The following is a 23,963-nucleotide window of genomic DNA, read 5'->3' as shown; positions in this document are numbered from 1 at the left end:
GATGGGACGTATCATCTGCTGCGGCCTTGGGCCTGGTGATCCCGACCTGATGAGCGTGCGTGCCGACCGTGAGGTGCGGGCAGCAAGGCACGTTGCCTATTTCCGCAAGAAAGGCCGCCCGGGCCAGGCGCGGCGCATCGTCGAGGCCATGCTCGCAGCTGACGTCACCGAATATCCGATGGAATATCCGGTTACGACCGAGATCGCGTTCGATAGTCCTGAATATGTGCGCCTGCTCGCCGGATTCTACGACGAATGGGCTGAGCGGCTGGCGCGGCTGGCACGCGCGGTTGACGTCGTCGTGCTCTGCGAGGGTGATCCTTACTTCTACGGCTCCTTCATGCACCTGCACGCACGCCTGCAGGGGCGCGTCGAGATCGAGGTGATCGCCGGCATTCCCGGCATGGCCGGCTGCTGGAACGCGATCGGCCAGCCGATCGCGCTCGGCGACGACGTGACGACGGTCCTGATGGGGACGCTGGCCGAGGACGAGCTTGAGCAGCGGATGTGCAATTCCGATGCGCTTGTCATCATGAAGACCGGACGCAATTTGCAGAAGGTGCGGCGTGCCCTTGCGTCGGCCGGCAGGCTCGACGATGCCTGGCTGGTCGAGCGCGGCACCATGCCGGGCGAGCGCGTTGCGCGGCTCGCCGAGATCGACGAATCCGACTGTCCTTATTTCGCGATCGTGCTGGTGCACGGGCGGGGGCGGCGCATGGACGCGGGCGAATGACGGGAACGCTGACCATTGCGGGACTTGGGCCCGGCGACGAGGCGCTGGTGACGCCGGAAGTCTCCGCAGCGCTCGCGGCTGCGACTGATGTGGTGGGCTACGCGCCTTATGTCGCGCGCGTCGCAGCCCGCGATGGTCTCACGCTGCATCCGTCGGACAACCGCGTGGAGCTTCAGCGTGCGAGCGAGGCGCTGCGTCTCGCAGCCGAGGGACGAAGCGTCGTCGTGGTGTCCTCGGGAGATCCCGGCGTGTTCGCGATGGCGTCGGCCGTGTTCGAGGCGCTTGAACAGGCGCCACAATGGCGAGAGCTTCCTATCCGCGTGCTGCCCGGTGTGACCGCGATGCTGGCCGCGGCTGCGCGCGCTGGCGCGCCGCTCGGCCATGATTTCTGCGCGATCAATCTCTCCGACAATCTCAAGCCCTGGGCGGCGATCGAGAAGCGCCTGCGCCTTGCGGCGGAGGCCGATTTCGCGATCGCGCTCTACAATCCGCGCTCGGCGAGCCGGCCGGAAGGTTTTGGCCGCGCGCTCGCGGTGCTGAAGGAGGCGGGCTGCGGCGAAAGGCTGGTGATCTTCGCCCGCGCGATCAGTGCGCCGGACGAGCGAATCGAGACAGTCACGCTGAACGAGGCGACGCCCGAGATGGCCGACATGCGCACGCTCGTGATCGTCGGCAATTCGCAGACACGCCGTGTCGGCCGGTGGGTCTATGCGCCGAGGCAGGCCCGATGACCGAGCCAGGCCATGACCTCGACCACGCTTTCCACCCGCGGCCGCTCGGGCAGTTGCGGTCGCGAGATCATGATGACGGGCAAGTCGAGCGCGCGGCCTGCGTCGATCTTGGCGCGCGCGCCATCGCCGCCGGAATTGCGGGCGACGATCCATGCGATGCGGCGCGATTGCAGCATCTCCAGCTCGCTTTTAAGCGTGAACGGCCCGCGCGATACGATGACATCGGCTTCGAACGGCAGCGCGCCCTCAGGCGGGTCGACGAACCTGAGCGTATAGGCGTGCTGCGGCCTCTCGCTAAACGGCGCGATATGCTGCCGGCCGATCGCGAGGAAGATGCACGCCGGCGTCTCGGGCAGGGCTGCGACTGCGGCGGCGATATCCGCGACCTCGATCCAGTGATCTCCGGCCGCTTTAACCCAGGGTGCGCGTTCGAGCGCGACCAGCGGCGTCTCCGTTTCTGTGCAGGCCGCGACCGCATTGCGGCTCATCTCGGCCGCAAAGGGATGGGTGGCGTCGACGACATGCGTGATGCCCTCCTGCCGGATGTAGTCCGCAAGTCCGCTCACGCCGCCGAAGCCGCCGGTGCGGGTCGGCAGCGGCTGACCGGCGGGCGCGCGGGTGCGACCGCCATAGGAATAGATCGCATCGACGCCGGCACGCGCGATCTCCGCGGCGAGCGTATTCGCATCACTCGTTCCGCCCAGAATGAGGGCGCGCGTCATGGCTGATCCCTGGCTGACCATCATCGGTATCGGCGAAGATGGCCTCGCGGGCCTCTCCGAGGCAAGCCGAAAGGCGCTTGCCAGGGCCGAGACCGTGTTCGGCGGCGAGCGCCATCTTGCGCTGGCAGGCATAACCGATCGCGGCCGCCCGTGGCCAGTGCCGTTCGACGCGGATGTCGTTCTGGATTGCCGTGGCCGGCCCACCGCGGTGCTTGCGTCCGGCGATCCGTTCTGGCACGGCGCCGGCGCCAGCCTCGCCGAGAGGCTGGAAGCGGGCGAGTGGATCGCGCATTCCGCGCCTTCGACGTTCTCGCTGGCTGCGGCGAGATTGGGCTGGCGAGTCGAATCTTGCATATGCGTTGCGCTCCATGCCGCGCCGTTCGAGCGTCTGGTGCCACATCTGGCAGATGGTGCGCGGATCATCTGCCTCGTGCGCGACGGCAAGGCGGCCAGCGATCTCGCGAGCTGGTTGACGGAGCGAGGCTGGGGCGCGTCGGCGTTCCGGACCCTCTCAGCGCTCGGCGGGCAGCGCGAGCGTATCAGGTCGCACCAAGCGGACGCCTATGCAGCCGAGCCTGGCGACCTGGTCGCGGTCGCGCTGGAGGCGAGGGGACCGAATGGGATTCCCCGCAGCTCCGGCCTTGCGGACGATCTCTTCCTGCATGACGGTCAGATCACCAAGCGGCCGATACGTGCGCTGGCTTTGTCCGCGCTGGCGCCGCGTCCGGGCGAACGCCTCTGGGACATCGGGGCGGGCTCGGGTTCGATCTCGGTGGAATGGGCCTTGTGCGGCGGCGCGGCGATTGCGATCGAGGCGCGCGAGGATCGTGCCGCGAACATCCGCAGCAATGCCGCGGCTTTCGGACTGGCGCATCGGATCGCCGTGATCGTAGGAGCTGCGCCCGGCGCAACGGCGGGCCTGGAGACGCCCGACGCCGTGTTCATCGGCGGCGGCCTCGATGCCGCGATGTTCGATGCCGTCTGGTCGCAGATTGCGCAGGGCACGCGGCTGGTTGCTCATGCCGTAACGCTGGAGACGGAAACGTTGCTGGTGGAGCTGAACCAGCGCCATGGCGGCGAATTGATGCGGGTCGAGATTGCGCATGCGGGCCCGTTGGGACGCTATCGATCCTGGGACGCGGCGCGGCCGATCGTGCAATGGAGCGTGGCGCGATGAAAGTCGCTGGGCTCGGCTTCAAGCGCGACGTTACCCTTGCTGCGCTGCGCGAGGCACTTCTCGCCGCGGGCGGCGTGGAAGGTCTCGCGGCTGTTGCAACAGTCAGCGACAAGGCGGACAGCCCGGCGCTGAAGTTGCTGGCGGGCGAATTCGACGTGCCGATCAAGGCCATTTCCGCCGACATGCTCGCCGGCATCGCGACGCCGACGCAGTCAAAACTCATCCAGGAAAAGTTCGGCACTGGATCGGTGGCGGAAGCCGTCGCGCTTGCGGCCGCCGGCCGTGGCGCGCGACTGATTGCGACGCGCGTGGTTTCGCAGGACCGGACCGCGACCGCGGCGATTGCAGAGGGAGACGGCGAATGACCGTGCATTTCATTGGGGCGGGGCCGGGCGCCGCCGATCTCCTCACCTTGCGTGGGCGTGATCTGATCGCGGCCTCGCCGGTGTGCCTCTATGCGGGCTCGCTCGTGCCAGAAGGCGTTCTGGCGCACTGCCCGAAGGGCGCGCGGATCGTCAACACGGCGCCGCTGTCGCTCGACGAGATCATCGCCGAGATCGCCAACGCGCATGGAGAAGGCAAGGATGTCGCGCGGCTACATTCGGGCGACCTCTCGGTCTGGTCGGCGATGGGCGAGCAATTGCGCCGCCTGCGCGCGCTCGGCATTCCCTTCACCGTCACACCGGGTGTGCCGTCCTTCGCGGCGGCCGCCGCTGCGCTGGAGGCCGAGCTGACGCTGCCGGGGCTTGCGCAATCGGTGGTGCTGACGCGGACACCGGGACGCGCGAGCGCGATGCCAGATGGCGAGAAGCTTGCTGCGTTCGCCGCGACCGGCGCGGTGCTCGCGATCCATCTCTCGATTCATCTGCTCGACAAGGTGATCGCCGAGTTGACGCCGCACTATGGCGCGGACTGTCCGGTGGCGATCGTCTGGCGCGCGAGCTGGCCGGACCAGCGCATCGTCCGCGCTACGCTCGCCACGCTCGATGCGGCCGTCGGCGCCGAGCTCGAACGTACCGCGCTCATCCTGGTCGGCAAAACACTCGGCTCGGAGGAGTTCTCCGAGAGCCGTCTTTACGCCGCCGACTACGATCGCCGCTACCGGCCGGTCGGACCGGCGCCGCGCTTTCCGGAGGCATCGTGATGGCGGCAGGTCTCGTCATTTCCGCGCCGGCTTCCGGCGTCGGCAAGACGACGCTGACGCTGGCGCTCGCACGCGCCTATCGCGATCGCGGCCTCAAGGTGCAGTGCTTCAAGAGCGGCCCTGACTACATCGATCCCGCCTTTCACGCGGCGGCCACGGGACGCGCCTCCGTCAACATCGACAGCTGGGCGATGGATCGTGCGAGCATCGAACATCTCGTCAGCCGCGGCGCGAACGCCGATCTCATACTGGCCGAGGGCTCAATGGGCCTGTTCGACGGCGTTGCCGCGCGCGGCGTCTCCGGTACAGGCGCCACCGCCGACATCGCGGAGATGATGGGCTGGCCCGTGCTGCTGGTGATTGATCCGTCAGGCCAGGCGCAGACGGCAGCTGCAATTGCGACCGGCTTGCGGGATTTCCGCAGCGGTGTACGCCTTGCCGGCGTCGTGCTCAACCGCGTCGCGAGCCCGCGGCATGAGGATCTCGTGCGGCGTGCGATGAACGATGCCGGCATTGCGGTGTTCGGCGCGTTGCCGCGCCATGCCGAGATCAGCCTGCCGAAGCGGCATCTCGGCCTGGTGCAGGCCGAAGAGCAGGCGGAGATCGGAACCCTGATCGATGAAGCGGCGCGCTTTGTCAGTGAGCACGTCGATCTCGATGCCGCGCTGGGCGCGGCGTCCACATGGTTGGCGCAATCAGCCACGAATGGGCTCAACGTCACGCCGCCGGGCCAGCGCATTGCGCTGGCGCGCGACGCCGCGTTTTCCTTCGTCTATCCACATATGCTCGAGGCCTGGCGCGACGCCGGTGCGGAGATCCAGCCGTTCTCGCCGCTCGCCGACGAGGGACCCGATGCAAGCGCCGATGTGTGCTGGCTGCCCGGCGGTTATCCCGAGTTGCATCCCGGCCGGCTCGCAGTGAATACGCGCTTTCGCGAGCGCATGCGCGACTTCGCCGAGACGCGGCCGGTCCATGGCGAATGCGGCGGCTACATGGTGATGGGCGCGACCTTGACCGATGCCGACGGCGCGCGGCACGAGATGCTTGGCCTCCTGGGCCTGGAGACGAGCTTTGCCAAGCGTCGCATGCATCTCGGCTATCGTCTTGCCGAGCTCGCGGCACCAATGCCGGGACGTCGGCCGGGCGCGCGCCTGCGCGGTCATGAATTCCATTATTCGACGATTCTCGCGCAGCCTGATGTACCGCTTGCGATCGTGCGTGACGCGACAGGCGCTGTTGTCGCGGAGACAGGATCGCGGCGCGGGCATGCGACGGGTACTTTCTTTCACCTGATTGCGGAGGACCGGTGAGCGGCTTCGTCTCCTTCATCTCCGCCGGTCCCGGCGATCCCGGGCTTTTGACGCTCAAGGGCGCCGCGCGGCTGCGCGGGGCCGACGTCGTGCTCTATGACGATCTCGCGTCCGGCGCGATCCTCGAACTGGCCCGGCCCGGCGCCAATCTGGTGGCGGTCGGAAAACGCGCCGGCCGGCCCTCGACCAAGCAGCAGCACGTGAACCGCCTGCTGGTCGATTATGCGGCGACCGGCGCGCGCGTGGTGCGGCTGAAATCCGGCGATGCCGGCATCTTCGGCCGGCTCGAGGAGGAGATCGAGTCGCTTCGGGCGTCGGGGATCGGCTACGAGATCGTGCCCGGCGTCACCTCGGCCTGCGTCGCGGCGGCCCAAGCCGGCATCCCCCTGACCCGGCGAAACACCGCGCGCCGGGTGCAGTTCGTGACCGGGGCCGACGTGACCGGACAGTTGCCGCAAAATCTGAACTGGGCGGCGCTGGCCGACCCGGACGCGACGACGGTGGTCTATATGGGCCGGCGCACGTTTCCGGATCTGGCCGCAAAGCTGATCGCGCATGGTCTTTCGCCGGAAACGCCAGCGCTGTTTGCGGAATCCCTGGGCCGCGTCGATGAGCGGCTCGTCCGGACCACGATCGCAAGGCTCGCCGAAGAGCTCACGCAGGCCGCGCCCGCGACCACGGCCGCCGTCATCCTGTTTGGCGCATTGGCGGGAGAATCTTCGTGATGATGCCCGTGGCCGCCGTTCGACCCTTGACGCCCGGCTTGCGAAAGGGGCACACAAGAGGGGCATGGTGCTCGATGCGGCGCAAAGCGCCGGAGCATAATCGGGAATGGGGGTGGGCGGACCCAGTTGCGGCGCCCCAAACCCCAGCCGCCCCCGCGACTGTAAGCGGTGAGGGGCTCCGATCCGCCACTGGGCCGCAAGGCCTGGGAAGGCCGGAGATCCCCTTCGATCCGCGAGCCAGGAGACCGGCCCTGCACGTTTGGACGCCAAGGCCGTCGGGTGTGACGGCAGGAAGGACTTGAACCATGCATATCGAACCCGGAATCGTGACGGGCGCCAAGCTCGTGTTGAGTTACGCAACCGGCATCGCCGCGGGCGGCGTTGCGCTGAAGCTCGCGGCCGAGACCGTGCGCGAGCAGGGCATCAGCTCGTTCGCGGTGCGGACGGCTGCGACGACCGCGCTGGTCTTCACCTTCTTCGAGATCCTGCCGCACTTCCCGGTCGGGGTCTCCGAGGTGCACTTCATCCTCGGCTCGACCCTGTTCCTGCTGTTCGGTGCGGCACCGGCAGCCCTTGGTCTCGCGCTTGGCCTCCTGCTGCAAGGCCTGTTCTTCGTGCCTACTGACCTGCCGCAATATGGCATGAACGTCACCACGCTCTTGGTGCCTCTGTTCGCCATCCAGGCGCTCGCGACCCGCATCATTTCCCGCAACACGGCCTATGTCGACCTGCAGTATCGTCAGGCGCTGGCGCTCTCGACGGCGTATCAGTCGGGCATCATCGCCTGGGTTGCGTTCTGGGCCATCTACGGTTCGGGCTTCGGCGCGACCAACCTCGCCAACATCGCGACCTTCGCCGCGTCCTATGCGCTGGTCATCGTGATCGAGCCGCTCGCCGATCTCGCGGTGCTGGCGCTGGCAAAGTCGCTGCGCGGCGTCACCGCGCCCGGTCTCGTCACCCCGCGCCTGCACAACGCGGCGTAGAGATGATTTGAAGGGCGGCCGTCATAGCCGCCCTTCACACTCGTGATGCTCACACTTTCCCTGATAGGTATCGGTTGCGGCGATCCCGAGCAGCTCACGCTCGCCGCGATCCGTGCCATCAACGCGGCCAATCTCGTTCTGATCCCGCGCAAGGGAGCGCAGAAGTCCGATCTCGCCGACCTGCGGCGGACGATTTGCGCCGATGTACTCACCAACAAAGAGACGCGGATCGCGGAGTTCGACTTGCCGGTGCGTAACGCGGGCGAGGCTGATTACTGCAGGGGCGTCGACGACTGGCACGATGCGGTCGCGGCAGCCTGGTCGCGGGAGATTGCGCAGCATCTCGGACGCGAGGGCCGAGTCGCGCTGCTGATCTGGGGCGATCCCTCGCTCTATGACTCCTCTTTGCGGATCGCGCGACGGCTTGATCCTTTGCCCGCGATCGAAGTCATCCCCGGCATCACCTCGATCCAGGCGCTGTGCGCGGCGCATGCGCTGCCGCTGAACGATATCGGCGAGCCTTTTCTGGTCACGACAGGGCGGCGACTGCGCGAAGGCGGCTGGCCTGACGGCACCGGCACCGTGGTGGTGATGCTAGACGGCGCCACGGCATTTCAGTCGCTCGATCCGCAAGGCCTGCAGATCTGGTGGGGCGCCTATCTCGGCATGCCCGATCAGATCGTCATGTCGGGTGCATTGGCCGAGATCGGTCCCCGCATCGTCGCGGCACGGCAGGAGGCGCGCGAACGGCACGGCTGGATCATGGACAGCTACATTCTCAAACGCAGAGCGTGACGCGACCGCGGTCGCGTGAACGGAGGCAGGACGACATGCTCCCCAATTGGGTCTACGAGAAATGCCCTGATATCTCGACCGCGCATCGCGAGGCGGCGATGGCGCGGCAGGCGCAACTGACCAAGCCGACCGGCGCGCTCGGACGGCTCGAGCAGGTCGCGATCGACCTCGCGGGCCTGCAGGAAACGGAGCAGCCGAGGGCCGCTCGCGTGCCGATCATCGTGTTTGCCGGCGATCACGGCATCGTCGACCAGGGTGTCTCCGCCTATCCGCAGGAAGTCACGATCGCGATGATGTCGAACTTCGCCGCGGGCGGCGCTGCGATCTCGGTGCTGGCGCGCGAACTGGGCTCAAGTCTCGAGGTCGTCGATGCCGGCTCGCTGGCGCAGTCGGAAGTCGCGGGGATCGTCGCGGACAAGCCGCGCTGCGGCACCCGCGATTTCAGCGTGGAAGCTGCGCTGGAGCCGGCGGAGCTCGCGTTTGCGTTTGAATGCGGACAGCGCGCGGTGGCGCGTGCGGCGGCGAAGCAGCCAGACCTTCTGATCCTCGGCGAGATGGGTATCGGCAACACCACGACATCGGCGGCGATCGCAGCGAGCCTGCTTGGCGTGAGCGCCGACGAAATCGCGGGCAGCGGCACCGGTGTCGATGCGGCAGGGCGTGCACGCAAGGCGCGCGTGATCGACGCTGCGCTTGCGCGGCATGGCCTGACGAATTCGAGTGCATCGCCGGAGCAAGTGCTCCGCACGGTCGGCGGCCTCGAAATTGCGGCGATCTGCGGCGCCATCATCGCGGCCGCGCAGCGGCGCGTTCCAACCTTGATCGACGGCTTCATCGTCTCAGTCGCTGCGCTGGCGGCCGCGCGGCTTAATCCGTCATGTCAGCCGTTCCTGCTGCCGTCGCATCAGTCGGCAGAGCAGGGGCATCGCCTCGTGCTTCGTGCGCTGAACGTTCAGCCGCTGGTTAGCCTTGATCTCAGGCTCGGGGAGGGATCGGGCGCGGCGATCGCGCTGCCGCTGGTGCGGCTCGCCTGCGCCCTGCACAATGGCATGGCAACGTTCGCGCAGGCCAATGTTCCGGATCGTCCGGCCTGAGGCGGCTCAAGCGATCGTCTGATTGACCGAGACGACGCGCCAGCCGGTTGCCAGCCGGTCGATACGGGTAAGCGAGAGCGGATTGATCGCAAAGCGCAGGGCCGCTTGTGGCGCGAGGTCGAGCGCGATGCACAGCGCGGCGCGGATCGTGCCGGAATGGACGATGAGGATTGCTGATCCTCTTTCGATGCGGTGGAGGCCTTCGCGGGTTCTGGCGATTTGATCTTCAAAGCTTTCGCCGCCAGGGGGCTTTGAGCCCGCCGGGTCGGCCCAGAATCTTGCATAGGCGTCGTCGCCCGCAGCGGCGAGTTCATCGTGACGTCGTCCGGTCCATTCGCCAAAATCCTGCTCGCTGAAGGCGGGCACGAGGATCGGATCAAGCCCGAGTGCGCGCGCTGTGTCGACGGTCCGTCGTGCCGGGCTCGCATAGCTCGCGGCCCTCTCCGGCAGACACCGTCGCAGCGCGTCGAGGCGCGTCCGGTCGCTGAAATCGGCCGGCGCATCCATGGCGTGGATCGTCCCCGCAACGCCATCGACGACCGCATGCCGTACCAGCCAGAGGAAGGTGTCTCCTTCCATTCAACGTCTCCAAGATGTTTCCACTGCTGCGACAAGAACGCCATACCTCTTCACATTGACTCCGTCCCGGACTTAATCCTAGATGCTCGTGACGGTTTCCCCATCGGGGATGAAAAGGGAACGCGGTGCGGGGATTTTTCCCCTATGCCGCGGCTGCCCCCGCAACTGTAAGCGGAGAATCCTTCGTCACTAGCCACTGGGCTCTCGGTCCCGGGAAGGCGGCGAAGAGGTCACGACCCGCGAGCCAGGAGACCTGCCGTCAGCCGTGGTCACACGCGAAGATGTCGGTCGGGGAGTACAGACATTTGGCTTAGCCGGAGGCGAGAAATGCGCCGAAGGTTGAGACTTGGTTCGCTGTGACGTGCCACTGACGTCATACCGAGGTCCGAACCGTGTCTTCCCGTACCGGCTACCCGCGCGCATTTTTGCTCGCGTCCAGCATTCTTGCGTCATTTCTCTTCGTCGATGTCCCCGGAGCCTTGGCGCAAGCGACCCGCGAACAATTGCCGCCGATCGAGGTCGCCCCGCAGGGTGATCACAACCGCAAGCCGGTAACCAGCCGTGACGGGCAGGGCACCCGCCGTGCGGCACCGAAGAGAGCCGCATCGAGCGCGCCGGCGCAGAAGCCCGCCGCACTAAACGCAAGCCAGACGCCGCTCAACAGCAACGTGGTGGCCGAAAGCGCCTCGCGCCTGGGGCTGACCGTGCGCGAGGTGCCCGCGACCGTCGAGGTGATCTCGGCCGAGACGATCCGCGAGCAGGGCTACCGGACCGTTTCCGACGTCGCCCAGGGCGCGGTCGGCGTGACCGCCGGCGACAATCCGGCGGAGCCCTCGGCCTTCTCGATGCGCGGCTTCACCAACAGCCAGATCAACATCCTCTACAATGGCATCAAGATTGGCCCGCAGAACATGACTTCGCGCATCATGGACACGGCCAATCTCGAGGCCGTGGAATTCGTGAAAGGCCCAGCCTCGGTGATGTCGGGCGAGGGTGCTGCCGGCGGCGCGGTCAATCTCGTGACCAAGCAGCCGCACACCGGGCCGGTCCAGAACGAGGCATTCTTTTCGTACGACTCCCTGAACTCGTTCCGCAGCTATTACGGCTCCGGCGGCAGCACCAACGTGCAGGGCCTCGACTACCGGTTCGACGTCAGCCGCTCCTCGCTCAACGGCTTTGCCGACGACACCGGCACCAAGACGCTCGACGTGTCGAGCCAGCTCAACTACCGCGTCTCCGACAGCCTCAAGATCTGGGGCGCGATCGAGTATCGGGAGGACCGCGGCAAGGCCTATTGGGGCGCACCGCTGGTGCCGGTCGCATTCAGTGGCTCACATGCGACGACCGGAATTGTCTCGGGCAATTACTTCAACAGGACTGACCTTGGGTCTGTCACGATCGACGATCGCAGCTTCAACACCAATTACAACGTCCTCGACAACCGCAACGTTGCGCAGGAGGTGTGGCTGCGCGGCGGCTTCGAGCTGAAGCTCGCGCCTGACTTGACGTTGAAGAGCCAAGCCTATGGTTACGGCGCAGAGCGCACCTGGTTCAACAACGAGATTGAGGCGTTCGATTCCACGAACAACCAAGTCTATCGCGAGCGCTTCTACGTCGCGCACAGCCAGCGCCTCGTCGGCAATATCACCGACCTGATCTGGGATGCGAACATCGCAGGTTTCGACAATCGCCTAGTCACCACGTCGTCGTCGAGCTACCTCGACTTCGTCAGGCCCGGTGCCGCGAATTTCCCGAACGATTATGTCTCACTGGTCGATCCCAACCGCGGCTATTACGGTGATCTCACGACCAAGCAGCAGATCGCGCGTATCGATAACGAGGCGCTGTCGTTCGAAGACCGGCTGAAGCTGACGCGGACTTTCGCATTGATCGGCGGCCTGCGTGTCGAGCATATCGGGCTCGACCGCAACTCGACCGACAAGTTCGGCTTAGAGAACGCGGGCTTCCCGTTCTCGAAGGACTGGGCGCCGGTGACGGGCCGTATCGGCTACACCTGGGAAGCCGTGCCCGGCCTGACCTTTTTCAGCCAGTACGCGACCGGTGCCGATGTCTCGGCCAACAACATCTTCCTGCTCGCGCCGACCCAGCCGCTCGACCTGACGACCTCGCGCACCTACGAGACCGGCATCAAGCATCTGTTCTGGGACAACAGGGCGGAGTGGTCGTTCTCGGCCTACGACATCCTGCGCAAGAACGTCTACGGAGCCGCCGGCGGTATGCAGCTCAACATCGCCGGGCGGCAGGAGTCCAAGGGTGTGGAGCTCGCCGGTGCCGTGCGCGTGACGGACGCCATGCGGCTGTGGGGCAATATCGCCTATGTCGACGCGCGCTATGCCGACTATAACTTCGCCGGCGGCTCGTTCTCCGGAAACACGCCGCCGAACGTGCCGCGCATCGTCGCCAATGCCGGCGCATCCTATCGCTTCTTCACGCCTTTCTTCACACCTTGGCCGGTGGAGCTCGGAATCGTCGGACGCCACGTCGGCGATCGCTACAACACCGATGCGAACACCGTGACACTGAACGCCTACACGATCGCAGACGTCTACGCCTTCGTCGACGTCCCCAAGGCGGTTTTCTCCGCCGTCGAGCAGACGCGCCTGACGTTCCGCGTGCGCAACATCACCGACAAGCGCTATGCGATCTGGGGCGATCCGTTCTACCCCGACCAGGTCCTGTTGGGTGCACCGCGCACCTACGAGATCTCCGCTGCGTTCAAATGGTGAGGTGCTGATAGCATGCTGGGCGCGATGATCCTGCTGCACCGCTGGCTCGGGATTGCGTTCAGCCTCCTGTTTGCGATGTGGTTCGCAAGCGGGATTGTGATGCATTTCGTTCCGTTTCCCGCGCTGAGTGAAGCGGACCGCTTCGAGGGTCTCGCACCATTGCGAGACGTGGTCACGTCGATCGGGCCGTCGGACGCCGTCGCGGCGAGCGGACTGTCCGACGCCGCGCGCGTGCGGCTGATCGGGCGGGGCGACGGTCCTGTCTACGTCGTCGTGGGACCTTCGCGGTCGCGGGCCGTCCGCACAACGGACGGAACCGACGCCACCGTGACGTCGCCGGACGTTGCACTTGCCATCGCGTCCGATCATGCGCGACGGCGCGGGCTTGATGTTGCCCGCGCGTCAGTCGTCGCGCTTGCCGAGCACGATCAATGGAGCGTGCCAAACGGCTTCGATCGGCATCGGCCGCTGTTCCGAGTGGCGCTCGGCGATGCTGATGAGAGCGAGCTCTACGTGTCGTCGGTCACGGGCGAGATCGTCCTGGATACGACGCGGCGCGAGCGCGGGTGGAATCTCGTCGGCAGCGTCGTGCACTGGATCTATCCGACCGTGCTGAGACGCAACTGGTCGCTCTGGGACGGGGCGGTCTGGAGCCTCTCGCTGATCGCATTGATCGCGACGGTGCTTGGCGCTGTGCTGGGCATCGCGCGGATCAGGGTTTGGAAGGGGCGAATGCGCTCACCCTTTCGCGGCTGGCATGCGTTGCATCACGTCATCGGATTGTTGGTGACGGTCTTCGTGCTGACCTGGATCTTCAGCGGCTGGCTGTCCATGGACCATGGGCGCCTGTTCTCGCGCGGGCAGTTGACGCAGGCCGAGGCGGACGTCGCCGCTGCCGTGCCCGACTGGCGCACGTTGGCAGTGGCGAACTGGCCGTTGATCTCGCCGTCCGCGGGCGAGGTCGAATGGTTCGCCTTCAACGGGAGGTTTTATCGGCGCGATCGCGTCGGTCTCGACAGGCAGATCCTGTTCAGTGCAGGTGGCGCAGCATCGGATGACTCGCCGGCATTTCTGACCCCACGCGAGATCACCGGACTGACGGAGCGTCTTGCAACCGGGTGCGGCCTTCCATTGCTCGTCCATGGGAACGATGACTACCCGGCATCATCTGCGGTGCCGGGTGGTCCCGTCTATCGCACGCGATGCGGCGACGTCTGGTTCGACATCGACGGTTCGAACGGGATGATGCTGCAGCGACTGGATTGGTCGCGACGGGCCTATCGCTGGCTGTACAGCGCGCTCCATACGCTGGATGTTCCGATCCTGACGGAGCATCCCTACATGCGCAGCGCCTTGATCGTCGGCCTGTGTGCGCTGGGTTTGTTGTTCTCGCTCACCGGCATTGTCATCGGCTGGCGCCGATTGCGTTACACAATCGGCACCGGGATGTTGCGGCCGTGACAGACATCACGCGTTCGCGGCTTCGTTGCGGCGTGAGCCGTCGGACAATCCTTCCTCCGCCAGCCACTCGCGTGCCAGGTTGACGTCGAGCTGGGAGAGTTGATGGCCGACTGGCAAGACGCGGCCCTCCACTCGCGCGCCCGATGCGGCGAGAGTCTCGGCAAGGCCCTCGACGTTGCCTGGCGGAACGATCGGATCCTGCCGGCCGGAGAGCAGCAGGATCGATTTTCCCGCAAGATCGACCTGCGGCGGCTTTGCCAGGGGCGCCATCGCGCGCAGCAGCACGGCGCCACCCAAGGCTTGCGGCCGAAGCAGCAGCATGGCGGCCGCGATATTGGCGCCGTTGGAATAGCCGAGAGCCACCGGCGCCGCGATGCCGTATTCATTGCGCGCGGCGTCGACGAAGTCGGCGAGCTCATGCGCACGGCGCACCACGTCGGCCTCGTCGAACACGCCCTCGGCGAGGCGCCTGAAGAAGCGCGGTGCGCCGCCTTCCAGCACCTGGCCACGCACCGACAGCAGCGCGCGGTCGGGGGCGACCATGCGGCCAAGCGGGATCAAATCGTTCTCGTCGCCGCCGGTGCCGTGCAGGAGCAGCAGCGGCGCGAGATCGCGCCGCGTGCCCTTCTCGAAGCGGTGGATGAAAGAGGGCTTGCTCATCACGCCACCTGCGTCTCGTCGAGCGAAGGCAGCACGCCTTCGATGTCCTTGCGATGCGCCTCCAGGAAGGGCGGCAGCTTCAGGGCCTCGCCCAGTGTTGCGAGCGGCTCGTCCACGGCAAAGCCGGGAATGTCGGTCGCGATCTCGAACAGGATGCCGCCGGGCTCGCGGAAGTAGATCGAGCGGAAGTAGTTGCGATCCTTCTGCTCGGTCGGGTGCATGCCGTGCTCCGTCACGAGCTTGCGCGCCATCTCCGATTGCGCCGCATCGTCGGCGGCGCGGAACGCGATGTGGTGCACGGAGCCGCGACCCATGCGGCCGGGCAGAAAGCCCTTGGCCTCGTAGATGTCGACGACGCCGCCGACTGCGTTCGGCGATCGATAGCGGCTGATCGAACCTTCGCGGCCGGCGGCCTCGAAGCCGAGCACATTGGTCAGGATGGACCCGGTCTTGGCGGCATCATCGAGCAGCAGCGTCACGCCGTGAAAGCCGCGGATCGCGTGCTCGGCCGGAATGTCGCTATTGCTCCACGCGCGCTCGTTCTCGGCGCCGGGCACGCCGACCAAAGCGAGGCTCATGCCGTCAGGGTCGGTGAAGGACAGCACGCTCTCGCCAAAGCGCTTCTCCAGTGCCTCGTGCGCGACACCCTTCTCGATGAAGCGATGGGTCCAGTAGCCGATCGAGCGCGCCGGCACGCGGAAGGCCGTCTGCTGGGTTTGGCCGACGCCGCCCCGGCCCGGTGCCGCATGCTCCCATGGGAAGAAGGTGAGGATGGTGCCGGGCGTGCCGCTCTCGTCGCCATAATAGAAGTGATAGGTGCCGGGATCGTCGAAATTCACGGTCTTCTTGACCAGCCGCAGGCCCAGAAGATCTCGATAGAACTTCAGGTTCCGCAGCGGGTTACCGGAAATCGCGGTGACGTGGTGAAGGCCGGCCATAGCTTGTCTCCATTGCGTGTGAGCCCTGTTGGCTCGTCATGCCGGAAATATTGTTCTGCCCTGTTTCAAAGACAATCTGGCCTTTCATGGCATCACTGTCTATGAATCGGAGACAATTGGACGGTGGCCTGAATGGACAAGCTGGCGAGCCTGCGGGCATTCGCGAAGGTGGTCGAACTCGGCAGCTTTTCCGAAGCGGGCCGGGCGCTGCGCCTGTCGCGGTCCGCGGTGAGCAAATATGTCGGCGAGCTCGAGGACGAGCTCGGCGTGCAGCTGTTGAACCGCACCACGCGCCGCGTCAGTCCAACCGAAAACGGCCAGGCCTATTTCGAGCGCGTACTCGGTATCATCGGCGAGCTCGAGGCAGCGGACCAGGCCGTCAGCCAGTCGCAGGCGGCACCGCGTGGACTATTGCGGGTCAATGCGCCGATGTCGTTCGGTACGCTTCGGCTCGGGCCGGCCATCGCCGAGTTCATGCAGCGCTATCCGGAGCTTCGCATCCAGCTCGTGCTGAGCGATGAGAATGTCGATCCGCTCCAGGACGGCCTCGATGTCACCCTGCGCATTGCCGACCTGGAGTCGTCGAGCCTGATCGCGCGCAAGATCGTGCCGATCGCCCGGCTGATCTGTGCCTCACCCGATTACTTCCAGAGGCACGGCGTGCCAGCGCATCCCAACGATTTGCGTGATCACAACTGCCTCACTTACGGATTCCTCTCCACCGGCAACCAGTGGAAGCTGTCAGGCAAGGATGGCGATCACTGGATCCAGCCGTCCTGGATGCTATGCGTCAACAATGCCGAAGTGTTGCGCGATGCGGCCGTGGCCGGGCGGGGGATCGCCTTGCTTCCGGTCTTCATCGGGGAGGACGCATTGCAGACGGGGCGTCTGCGGACCTGTCTCGATGACTATCATGCGCCGCCACTGGCGCTCTACGCGCTCTATCCGCCGACACGCCATCTCGCACTCAAGGTGCGTCTGTTCATCGATTTTCTGGTGGAACGGTTTGAGGGCTGATACGCCGGACGGGTTTCGGTGCAACGCACCAGGTGATGGCTCGTGCAGAGCCGCGGCCGTGCGCTAACGTTTGCTCAGTGAGTGCTGACGTTGCCCGCGCTTGGCGTCCGTCAGAAGGCGCGCCCGTTGAGGCGAGCTACACGCCGGCGAGCAGGACGATCGCGACTATCAGCATCGTAACGCCGAGTGCCGGGAAAACGAGTGATATGGTTTCGTTCCTCATGCCACTAACTTACTGAATTCGTTTCACTTCGCTAGCTATACGATGGCATAGCCGAGCGTGCTGAGTGGTTTCAGTCTGTTCACCGGAAGGTCGGGGCATGGATAGCCACGCGGGCTGATCGAGCGCTTCCCTCGTCTTGGGGTGCCCGCTACACTCCTCGGTCGAAGCACGTGTCAAGGTGCGCTTGTGGCGGAGCCCAAGGACAAGGACCAACCCGCGACAGTGGTCGTGATCGACGACGATCCGAGCATAAGGCAATCGCTTGGGAATTTGCTGCGGTCGGCAGGATTTCGGGTCAGCCTGATGGGCTCGGTCAGCGAGTTTCTGGATGCGGGGCGGCCGGAAGGGCCGACCTGCCTGGTGCTCGATGTCCGTCTCCCGGGGCAGAGCGGACTCGAGTTGCAGCGCGAACTCGGCACCGGCAAGCGGCAGTTGCCGATCATCTTCATCACCGGCCATGCCGATATCCCGATGTCCGTTCAGGCGATGAAGGGCGGCGCAATCGAATTCCTGACAAAGCCATTTCGCGAACAGGACCTGCTCGACGCGATCCAGCTTGGCCACGCCCGCGACCGGACATGGCTCGAGCAGGAGAAGATCGCCGCCGAGCTGAAGGCGCGCTTCGAAACTTTGACGCCGCGGGAGCGCGAAGTCATGGCGCTGGTCGTGAGCGGCCGGCTGAACAAGCAGATCGCGGCGGAGCTTGGCCTCAGCGAGATCACCGTCAAGGTTCATCGCGGCCAGGTGATGCGAAAGATGCATGCGAAGTCGCTGCCCGAATTATCGCGCATGGCCGACCGAGTTCTTCTCGCGCTGGGAAAATCGAACGACAGCGGCAAGGTGGCTTGACGGTCACCGGCCTGCTCGAGCCAGGGCGTTGCCAATGGCGCTGAGCAGATCGTCCTCGTTGAACGGCTTGGTGAGCAGGCAATGCACGCCATTCTGCTGGGCGCGCGCCCGGACATGGTCGCTCGGATAGGCGGTTATGATGATCGTGGGGATCGAATTTCCCCGGCCGATCAGTGTCTGGTGCAGATCAAGTCCGCTCATGTTCGGCATATTGGCGTCGACGACCAAGCAACCAACCTGATCCATCTTCGCGAAGCGCAGGAACTCCTCCGCAGATGCAAACACCTCCGCAGAAACGCCAATGGAGCGCAGCAGCCCGCCAACTGCGGTACGAACCGAGTTGTCGTCGTCTACGATCGCAACGAGCCGTCCTGCATGGGGTACTTGCACGATCCGTCATCCCGAAAACGGGCATCGGCGGGACGACAACGATGATCCCGACCGTTGACGAGAGCTTAGGTCCAACCGTCAGTCGCGGCGACTATACAGATGTATACCTGGTTGCCGTCGCCGTGCCGGCACTTCGCTCGGAATCGCTAGAGCATGATCCCGACCCGAAGGGCCACGTTAGCCCAAAGCGCGAAGCGGTTTTCCCTCGCGACAAACGCGGAACGCGTTTGCGCGGGAGATCATGCTCAAACAATAACCTAAAGCGCGATGTTGATTCATCCCATTCTCATCGTGCTTTAAGGCGCGAGCCGGGCCAGCGTGCCGGCTTGCGCCGCCGCGATGGCATCGGCCGCATCCTCTGGGAGGAGCAGGCGGTCATCGACCATTCGCATGCTTGCCGCCTTGACTGCGGCTACATAGGCATCCGGCGTGGGATAGAGCTCCTCGATCGAGGGGCGGGGATCGCCGGCGGCAAGACGCTCTGCGCGCGTGCCGGCGAACGCCAGCGTACCGCCCATCTGGGAACACAGAGTCTGCGCGCCGTCTGCCCCGGCGATCGCATTCCATCCCGTGTAGGTCGCGCGAGCCGCAGCAAGCAACGGCAACCGGATGCCCGCCAGCGCGTTGCCATCAGCGCCGGCGCGCGGCAGATAGAGCGGGTATTCCCCGCGCACCTTCGGCAACGGAGTTGCCTGTTCGATCGCCTCCGCGCGCGCATATTGGGCGCGATAGCCGAGGCCGGGGATCGGCACCGGATAAACATCGCCGGCCGCTACAAGCGTATTCTGCGCGAGTGTCGGGTAGCGGCTTGCGGGCGGCGGCAAGTCCTCGATGATCCAAGCGCGCAAGTCGGTCAGCAGCGCGCGGAAGGCGGGACCGCCATAGACGGGATTTAGCGGCAGGGTGCAGGTCGGTCTATGGGTCACGACGGCGCTCGCGACATTGCCGTGCGGGCTGCCTGCGACCATGTAGAGCCGCACCTCCGGCGGCGGCTCCAGATTGCGCCCGCGCGTGTCGGTGACGAGCAAGCTCGCTTCGGATCCCCAGAACTCGAACTCGGAGTCGACCTGCATGATGCGCGGACAGGTGTTGGTCAGGCCGCAGCGGAGCAACAGCCCGTCACGCCGGCCAGTGAATGCATCCTCCGTGACGGCATAGGTGAAGGGGAAACGCAGCACGGGATAGAGCCGGTCGAACTCGGGTCCGGGATTGCGGCCTGGCTCGGCAAAACGGTCATTGGTGAAGCTGCGCCGCGCGCCGGGGATGATCGGCATCATCGCCTCGAATACCAGTCGTCCGGCTTCGTCCTCGTTCATCCCAAAATAAAGCACGTCGCGAAGCAGGCGGCCGGACTGCGAGATGCCGAGCCCGATCGCCCGCGAGATGCCGCTCTGGCCGTCGGCCGCGAGCGGATTGGTCGGACCGCGCTCGCGCCGCAGGAAGGCGGTGACGTCGCGGATCGCGGCGAGGCCCATGCCTGTCACCTTCGGGTCGCGCGCCGTATAGGTCAGCTCGTACAGCGCATCCGGGATCAAGCCGGGCGGGCGCGTGATCTCGATCGTCGTGTCGTCGACGAAGCTGAACTTGAGCTCCGGTGGAGTTTGTCGCGGATCGTCGGCGCGAGCATGCACCGACAATTGCGCGCTCGCCCGGTCCGCGACCGGATAGCTCAGCGTTGCGCGATGCGGGCTCGTCGTGTCGCCAAAACTCCACTCCTCGCGAACGGGTCCAGTGATACCGGTAACGACCGGCACCTGGATCCCCAGCAAGCCAGCGCCTGTGGGCGCATCCGCCTGCCAGCCGGCCCAGACCAGCGTGTAGCCCTGCGACAGCAGGAAGCCGCGGCTCATGTCATCCGCTTGCTCGAGACGGATGCTCCCCTGGATCGAGCTGTTGTCGAACCACGCCGATATCAGCCTGCGCCCACGGTTTGGTATTTCGAACAGCAGGATGCCGTTCGGATGCGCGGGACGCAGGATGACGACGTCGCTGATGGCTTCGACCTTGCCGTCGGCATTGCGCGGCGCGCGGTCGAGGTCGGTGATGACGGAGTTGTGGGGATTGGCCGGATCGAGTGCGATGGTGGCACGCGCGGCGATCTTCTCGACCTGACCGGCGGCGCCGAAGCTGCGGCCTTGCAGGACGGAGGCGGCGCGTTCGAGGATGTTGAAGCGCGTGACCTCAGCATTGGCGGAGGTGGTGAGGGCAAGGGCAATCAGCCCGCTCAACAGAGCAGGATAACGTACCATGTCGTGTCTCCTCCCAGAGTCAGGACATGATGAGTAGAGCGCCGCGGGCGTGATCTGGCAAGCTGCGCACGAGCGTCGCGTTCAGAGCGAGCTGCCGCCGCAGATGACGAGTTGCTGCCCGGTGATTGCCCCGGCTTCCGCCGAGAGCAGGAACGCCACGCTGGCCGCGACTTCCTCGGGACGGATGAAGCGGCCGATCGGCGGCAACTTGGGCGTCACATTGACGCGCGTCGGATCTTGGAGCATCGGCGTTTCGGTTGCGGCGGGCGCGACGACGTTCACCGTGATGCCGCGTGGCGCGAGCTCCGCCGCCCATGAACGTGCGAGCGCAACCAGCGCCGCTTTCGTCGCAGCGTATTGTCCCCGGCCGGATGCGCCCGATGCAGTCCGGCTGCCGATGAAGACGATACGCCCGCCCTCGGGCAGGCGCGGCGCCAGCGCGTCGGCAAGACGTTCGGCGACATCGACATGCAGCCGCCACATCGCGGCACCGTCGTCATGGTTGAGCGCGCCGAGCTGGCCGCCCCTGAGAACGCCCGCGGCATGAACGAGCGCCGTCGGTGCGATGCCTGCGACGGCAGGCGCGATAGCATCGACGTCGCCGAGATCAAGCGACAGGTGATCGAACGCCGGATGGTCGAAGGGGGCGGGGCGGCGGCTGATGCCGGTGACGCGCCAGCCGTCGCGCAGCAGGCGTTCGACGATCGCAGCTCCAATGCCAGAGCTGGCGCCCGTCACGAGTGCGTGAGGCCTCCCGCCCATCATCCTAGTCCCTGGCCGCGCGCGTGACCCATGGCTCGCTCACGCGAACATGCTTGATCGCCCGCCGATGAAAGGTGAAGGCCATGTGAAGCGCGCCGTCGGCGGTCTGCTTGACCGAGGGATATGACAGTTCGCGGTTGGTCTGGTCGCGCGAATTGTTGGTCATGCAATAGCCATCACCGGTCTCGACGTCGCGCTTGGTCCAGCTCCGTCCGCCGTCGCTCGACACGGCGAGCGTCATCGGGGCTCTCGGCGCTCCCCAGAACGCGGAACGTCCGTCCGTTTTGCCGTCGCCGGCGATCACGGGCGGCAGCTCGTCCTCGATCTCGTCGTAGAGCGACAGACGGCGGTCGGTCGAAGCATTCGCGCTGCTGTCATTGAAAACGAGCGCGAGATGTCCGTCGGCAAGGTGCGTGAACTGGATCGAGGAGTTGTTGTTCGGAAGAACGGTTGCGACCGGCGTCGACCATGTGCGGCCGTGATCGGTGGACCGGCTCTGATAGATGTTGTCGGCCCAGCGGCTGCGGAACAGCGCGAGCAGCGAGCCGTCGTCAAGGCGTTCGATGCACATATGCACGCAGCCACGGCTTTCCGGGACGTCCACGTCACGCCAGGTCTTTCCTGCGTCGGAGGAGATCTTCACCGCGCTGGTGTCCTCGTCGCCGTTCCATTTCCGTCCCGGCGTGCTGTGACAATAGAAGACGGGAAGCAGCCAGTCGCCATTGTCGAGCACCACGATCGGCTGGCGGATGAAAGTGCCGCGGCCGCGCTGCTCCGGAAACAGCGTCTCGATCGGGCCCCAGCTGCGACCGTTGTCGCGTGACAGGCGCCTGCGGACGAAGGCCGTGTCCTGGTTTCCCGCAAGCTGCGCTGTCCACATCAGCCACAGCGTGCCGTCCGGGGCAGGGAACAGCACCGGGTTCTGCTCGGAACGCTTGGAATCGTCAGACAGCTTTTCGGCCGGCGACCATTGCGTCGCGCTGCGGGAAAGGCGGGAGAAGTAGACTGAGATGTCCGACATGCCTTCCTGCGTGCCGCCGAACCAGACGCAGCCGAGGTCGCCGCCCGCAAGGGGCATCAGATTGGCCGCGTGGTTCTGCACGCAGGGCGACGGAATGAAGGCATCGAACCGGTCGGGATCGCCGGCCGCCCGGCGCACGACACCGTCGGCCGCGATCTCGGTGTCCGCGATCATGCTGAAGTGCTTTCCACGAGAGTATTAGCTTGCGCGGCTGTCGGGGCGTCGCGTTCAATGGGCGTGCGGCCGAGCACGAGACGCTCGATCGCCATCACGACCAGCGGCGTCGCCGCTGCGATATACATGTTGTCGATGCCGAAGGGATTACCGAGCAGATACCAGACCGTCGTCGAGACCGCGGCGCCGATCAGGCCGGCGGTCGCGCCGCGGTTGCTGGCAAACAGCGGCAGATAGAAGCCCATCATGGCGACGATGGTGATCGACAGCCGCAGCGCACGCGTGAAGAACGACAGCTTGAGGATCTCGGGAACGAAGAACACGAACACCAGCGGCACGATACCGATCACGACCGAGAATACGCGGGTCATCTTCAGTTCGCGCTCCGGCGTCGGCTTCCAGTAGGGGACGTAGAAGTCACGTACCACGAGCGAGGCGATCGCGAGCGCGACGGTGCAGACGCTGACGAAGATCGAGGCGACCAGCGAGGTCGTCACGAAAGCGGAGGCCAGCGGTGGCATCTTCTCCAGGAATACCGGCAGCGCGTAAAGGCTGTTCATGTCCGGATAGAGGAATTTCGCCGCAACGCCGATCAGGGCGAGCAGGAAGCCGAGCGGGAGACAGAACGCCGCCGCGTAGAAGGTCGCCTTGCGGGCGTCGTCGGCGCTCGGCGTCGAGGAGATCGCCTGCACGATGAACTGCGTCGAGAAGATCGCGCCAACCGTGCCGAAGGTCCAGGCGAAGATGGTCGTGAAGCCGATCTTGCCGTCCCAGCTGAAGTAATAGGCCGGCAGTTTCGCCTGGATCGGCGCGATCCCGCCGGTTAACGACATGGCGACCGCGAAGATGATGAGGATGCCGACGACCTTGATGGCGCTGTGCAGGATCGTGACCCAGGCCACGCCCTTCAGGCCGCCGAACACGTAATAGAAAGTAGAGACCACGGCGATGATGCACATCGCAACGGGTAGGCTGATATGCAGCGAGGTGGCGATGGCCGCCGCGCCACTGACATAGTTGCCGACGTTCACGAGCAGCAGCGCGTAGATCATGATCACCGACACGGTGAGCATGGTCGACTTGCCGTATTTCTGCGCGATCGCGGCCGAGATCGTGTATTCGCCGGAATTGTAGAGCTTCTTCACCATCAAGAACCCGAACAGAAGGAAGCCGATCGACGCGCCAAGCACGGCCCATCCAGCGGCCATGCCGGACTGAAACGCTTCCTGGGCCGTGCCGACGGTCGACTTGGCGCCGACGAACTCGGACATCATGAGCACGCCGACGACGACGGCGGGCATGGCGCGCGCACCGGTCATGAACTGATCGCTCGTCCTGCTGCGCAGCTTGATCGTGAGCCACGACGTGAAGGCGATGTAGGCGGCGATCATCGTGACGATGAGCGTGCTCTCTCCATTGAGGATGGCTTGCATCGATGGTGTTTCCTCTGGTGACACGGACGCGGTGTTGTGAAGCCCG

Annotated in this window: 23 protein-coding genes and 2 riboswitches; of the genes, 14 read left to right on the top strand and 9 right to left on the bottom strand. The window is 65.6% G+C overall.

Going from position 1 to position 23,963, the window contains the following annotated elements:
* The first annotated feature begins 1 nt into the window (after position 1).
* Positions 2 to 733 carry a precorrin-2 C(20)-methyltransferase gene (locus YUU_RS0103445; protein WP_027521100.1) on the top strand — a complete coding sequence of 244 codons (732 nt, stop codon included), beginning with the start codon at positions 2 to 4 and terminating at the stop codon, positions 731 to 733.
* Positions 730 to 1,464: a precorrin-3B C(17)-methyltransferase gene (gene cobJ, locus YUU_RS0103440; protein ID WP_027521099.1), complete on the top strand. Its 735-nt coding sequence runs from the start codon at positions 730 to 732 to the stop codon at positions 1,462 to 1,464. Before YUU_RS0103445 ends, cobJ begins: the two co-directional genes overlap by 4 nt.
* On the opposite strand, the gene YUU_RS0103435 is transcribed toward cobJ, so the two are convergent.
* Positions 1,440 to 2,186 carry a cobalt-precorrin-6A reductase gene (locus tag YUU_RS0103435; RefSeq protein WP_027521098.1) on the bottom strand — a complete coding sequence of 249 codons (747 nt, stop codon included), beginning with the start codon at positions 2,184 to 2,186 and terminating at the stop codon, positions 1,440 to 1,442. The genes cobJ and YUU_RS0103435 overlap by 25 nt on opposite strands.
* On the opposite strand from YUU_RS0103435, the gene YUU_RS0103430 reads away from it, so the two are divergent.
* The 8 genes from YUU_RS0103430 (at position 2,185) to cobT (ending at position 9,414) form a co-directional block, all read left to right on the top strand.
* Positions 2,185 to 3,363: a bifunctional cobalt-precorrin-7 (C(5))-methyltransferase/cobalt-precorrin-6B (C(15))-methyltransferase gene (locus tag YUU_RS0103430; RefSeq protein ID WP_027521097.1), complete on the top strand. Its 1,179-nt coding sequence runs from the start codon at positions 2,185 to 2,187 to the stop codon at positions 3,361 to 3,363. The two genes, YUU_RS0103435 and YUU_RS0103430, sit on opposite strands and share 2 nt — an antisense overlap.
* The gene (locus tag YUU_RS0103425) at positions 3,360 to 3,728 is read left to right on the top strand and encodes a cobalamin biosynthesis protein (protein WP_027521096.1); all 369 of its coding nucleotides are present in this window, start codon (positions 3,360 to 3,362) and stop codon (positions 3,726 to 3,728) included. Before YUU_RS0103430 ends, YUU_RS0103425 begins: the two co-directional genes overlap by 4 nt.
* Complete coding sequence (cobM, locus tag YUU_RS0103420) at positions 3,725 to 4,507, top strand: precorrin-4 C(11)-methyltransferase (protein WP_027521095.1); 783 nt, start codon at positions 3,725 to 3,727, stop codon at positions 4,505 to 4,507. Before YUU_RS0103425 ends, cobM begins: the two co-directional genes overlap by 4 nt.
* On the top strand, positions 4,507 to 5,817 hold the full coding sequence (locus YUU_RS0103415) for a cobyrinate a,c-diamide synthase (protein ID WP_027521094.1): 1,311 nt from the start codon (positions 4,507 to 4,509) through the stop codon (positions 5,815 to 5,817). Before cobM ends, YUU_RS0103415 begins: the two co-directional genes overlap by 1 nt.
* Positions 5,814 to 6,542 carry a uroporphyrinogen-III C-methyltransferase gene (gene cobA, locus YUU_RS0103410; protein WP_027521093.1) on the top strand — a complete coding sequence of 243 codons (729 nt, stop codon included), beginning with the start codon at positions 5,814 to 5,816 and terminating at the stop codon, positions 6,540 to 6,542. The genes YUU_RS0103415 and cobA overlap by 4 nt, the downstream gene beginning before the upstream one ends.
* A gap of 48 nt (positions 6,543 to 6,590) precedes the next feature.
* Positions 6,591 to 6,811, top strand: a riboswitch (cobalamin riboswitch).
* A 36-nt stretch (positions 6,812 to 6,847) separates the two neighbouring features.
* Positions 6,848 to 7,525 carry an energy-coupling factor ABC transporter permease gene (locus YUU_RS0103405; RefSeq protein WP_027521092.1) on the top strand — a complete coding sequence of 226 codons (678 nt, stop codon included), beginning with the start codon at positions 6,848 to 6,850 and terminating at the stop codon, positions 7,523 to 7,525.
* Between the two features lie 45 nt (positions 7,526 to 7,570).
* The gene (gene cobF / locus YUU_RS0103400) at positions 7,571 to 8,320 is read left to right on the top strand and encodes a precorrin-6A synthase (deacetylating) (protein WP_027521091.1); all 750 of its coding nucleotides are present in this window, start codon (positions 7,571 to 7,573) and stop codon (positions 8,318 to 8,320) included.
* Between the two features lie 35 nt (positions 8,321 to 8,355).
* Positions 8,356 to 9,414, top strand: coding sequence for a nicotinate-nucleotide--dimethylbenzimidazole phosphoribosyltransferase (gene cobT, locus YUU_RS0103395; RefSeq protein ID WP_027521090.1), 1,059 nt, complete (start codon positions 8,356 to 8,358; stop codon positions 9,412 to 9,414).
* Positions 9,415 to 9,420: 6 nt separating this feature from the next.
* Here the strand turns inward: cobT and YUU_RS0103390 are convergent, their stop codons facing one another.
* Positions 9,421 to 9,993, bottom strand: a complete 573-nt coding sequence (locus YUU_RS0103390) for a histidine phosphatase family protein (RefSeq protein ID WP_027521089.1) — start codon at positions 9,991 to 9,993, stop codon at positions 9,421 to 9,423.
* Between the two features lie 75 nt (positions 9,994 to 10,068).
* Positions 10,069 to 10,269: riboswitch (cobalamin riboswitch) on the top strand.
* 116 nt (positions 10,270 to 10,385) lie between these two features.
* Between YUU_RS0103390 and YUU_RS60060 the strand changes: the two genes are divergently transcribed.
* Positions 10,386 to 12,740, top strand: coding sequence for a TonB-dependent siderophore receptor (locus YUU_RS60060; RefSeq protein ID WP_027521088.1), 2,355 nt, complete (start codon positions 10,386 to 10,388; stop codon positions 12,738 to 12,740).
* 12 nt (positions 12,741 to 12,752) lie between these two features.
* Entirely contained in the window at positions 12,753 to 14,201 is a 1,449-nt protein-coding gene (locus YUU_RS0103380) for a PepSY domain-containing protein (protein ID WP_027521087.1), read from the top strand.
* 6 nt (positions 14,202 to 14,207) lie between these two features.
* On the opposite strand, the gene YUU_RS49980 is transcribed toward YUU_RS0103380, so the two are convergent.
* Both YUU_RS49980 and YUU_RS0103370 read right to left on the bottom strand, forming a co-directional pair.
* Positions 14,208 to 14,861: an alpha/beta hydrolase gene (locus YUU_RS49980; RefSeq protein ID WP_156944071.1), complete on the bottom strand. Its 654-nt coding sequence runs from the start codon at positions 14,859 to 14,861 to the stop codon at positions 14,208 to 14,210.
* Entirely contained in the window at positions 14,861 to 15,799 is a 939-nt protein-coding gene (locus YUU_RS0103370; RefSeq protein ID WP_027521086.1) for a ring-cleaving dioxygenase, read from the bottom strand. The genes YUU_RS49980 and YUU_RS0103370 overlap by 1 nt, the downstream gene beginning before the upstream one ends.
* A gap of 132 nt (positions 15,800 to 15,931) precedes the next feature.
* Between YUU_RS0103370 and YUU_RS0103365 the strand changes: the two genes are divergently transcribed.
* Positions 15,932 to 16,816: a LysR family transcriptional regulator gene (locus tag YUU_RS0103365; RefSeq protein WP_027521085.1), complete on the top strand. Its 885-nt coding sequence runs from the start codon at positions 15,932 to 15,934 to the stop codon at positions 16,814 to 16,816.
* 409 nt (positions 16,817 to 17,225) lie between these two features.
* Positions 17,226 to 17,888 carry a response regulator transcription factor gene (locus YUU_RS0103355; RefSeq protein WP_035661099.1) on the top strand — a complete coding sequence of 221 codons (663 nt, stop codon included), beginning with the start codon at positions 17,226 to 17,228 and terminating at the stop codon, positions 17,886 to 17,888.
* 3 nt (positions 17,889 to 17,891) lie between these two features.
* Here YUU_RS0103355 and YUU_RS0103350 read toward each other — a convergent pair whose 3' ends face one another.
* From YUU_RS0103350 to YUU_RS0103330, 5 genes are all read right to left on the bottom strand, one after another.
* A complete protein-coding gene (locus YUU_RS0103350) occupies positions 17,892 to 18,278 on the bottom strand; it encodes a response regulator transcription factor (protein WP_035661096.1) in 387 nt (128 codons plus the stop codon).
* 296 nt (positions 18,279 to 18,574) lie between these two features.
* A complete protein-coding gene (locus YUU_RS0103345; protein ID WP_035661093.1) occupies positions 18,575 to 20,527 on the bottom strand; it encodes an alpha/beta hydrolase domain-containing protein in 1,953 nt (650 codons plus the stop codon).
* Positions 20,528 to 20,608: 81 nt separating this feature from the next.
* Positions 20,609 to 21,292 carry an SDR family NAD(P)-dependent oxidoreductase gene (locus YUU_RS0103340; protein ID WP_027521081.1) on the bottom strand — a complete coding sequence of 228 codons (684 nt, stop codon included), beginning with the start codon at positions 21,290 to 21,292 and terminating at the stop codon, positions 20,609 to 20,611.
* A 1-nt stretch (position 21,293) separates the two neighbouring features.
* Complete coding sequence (locus tag YUU_RS0103335) at positions 21,294 to 22,484, bottom strand: exo-alpha-sialidase (RefSeq protein ID WP_027521080.1); 1,191 nt, start codon at positions 22,482 to 22,484, stop codon at positions 21,294 to 21,296.
* Positions 22,481 to 23,917: a sodium:solute symporter family protein gene (locus YUU_RS0103330; protein ID WP_027521079.1), complete on the bottom strand. Its 1,437-nt coding sequence runs from the start codon at positions 23,915 to 23,917 to the stop codon at positions 22,481 to 22,483. Before YUU_RS0103330 ends, YUU_RS0103335 begins: the two co-directional genes overlap by 4 nt.
* Between the last annotated feature and the right edge of the window lie 46 nt (positions 23,918 to 23,963).

This window comes from Bradyrhizobium sp. Ec3.3 (assembly GCF_000472925.1).
In the GTDB taxonomy this organism is placed as follows: domain Bacteria; phylum Pseudomonadota; class Alphaproteobacteria; order Rhizobiales; family Xanthobacteraceae; genus Bradyrhizobium.
The sequence above is the reverse complement of the archived record's forward strand: the minus strand, read 5'-3'. Positions and strand labels throughout refer to the sequence as shown.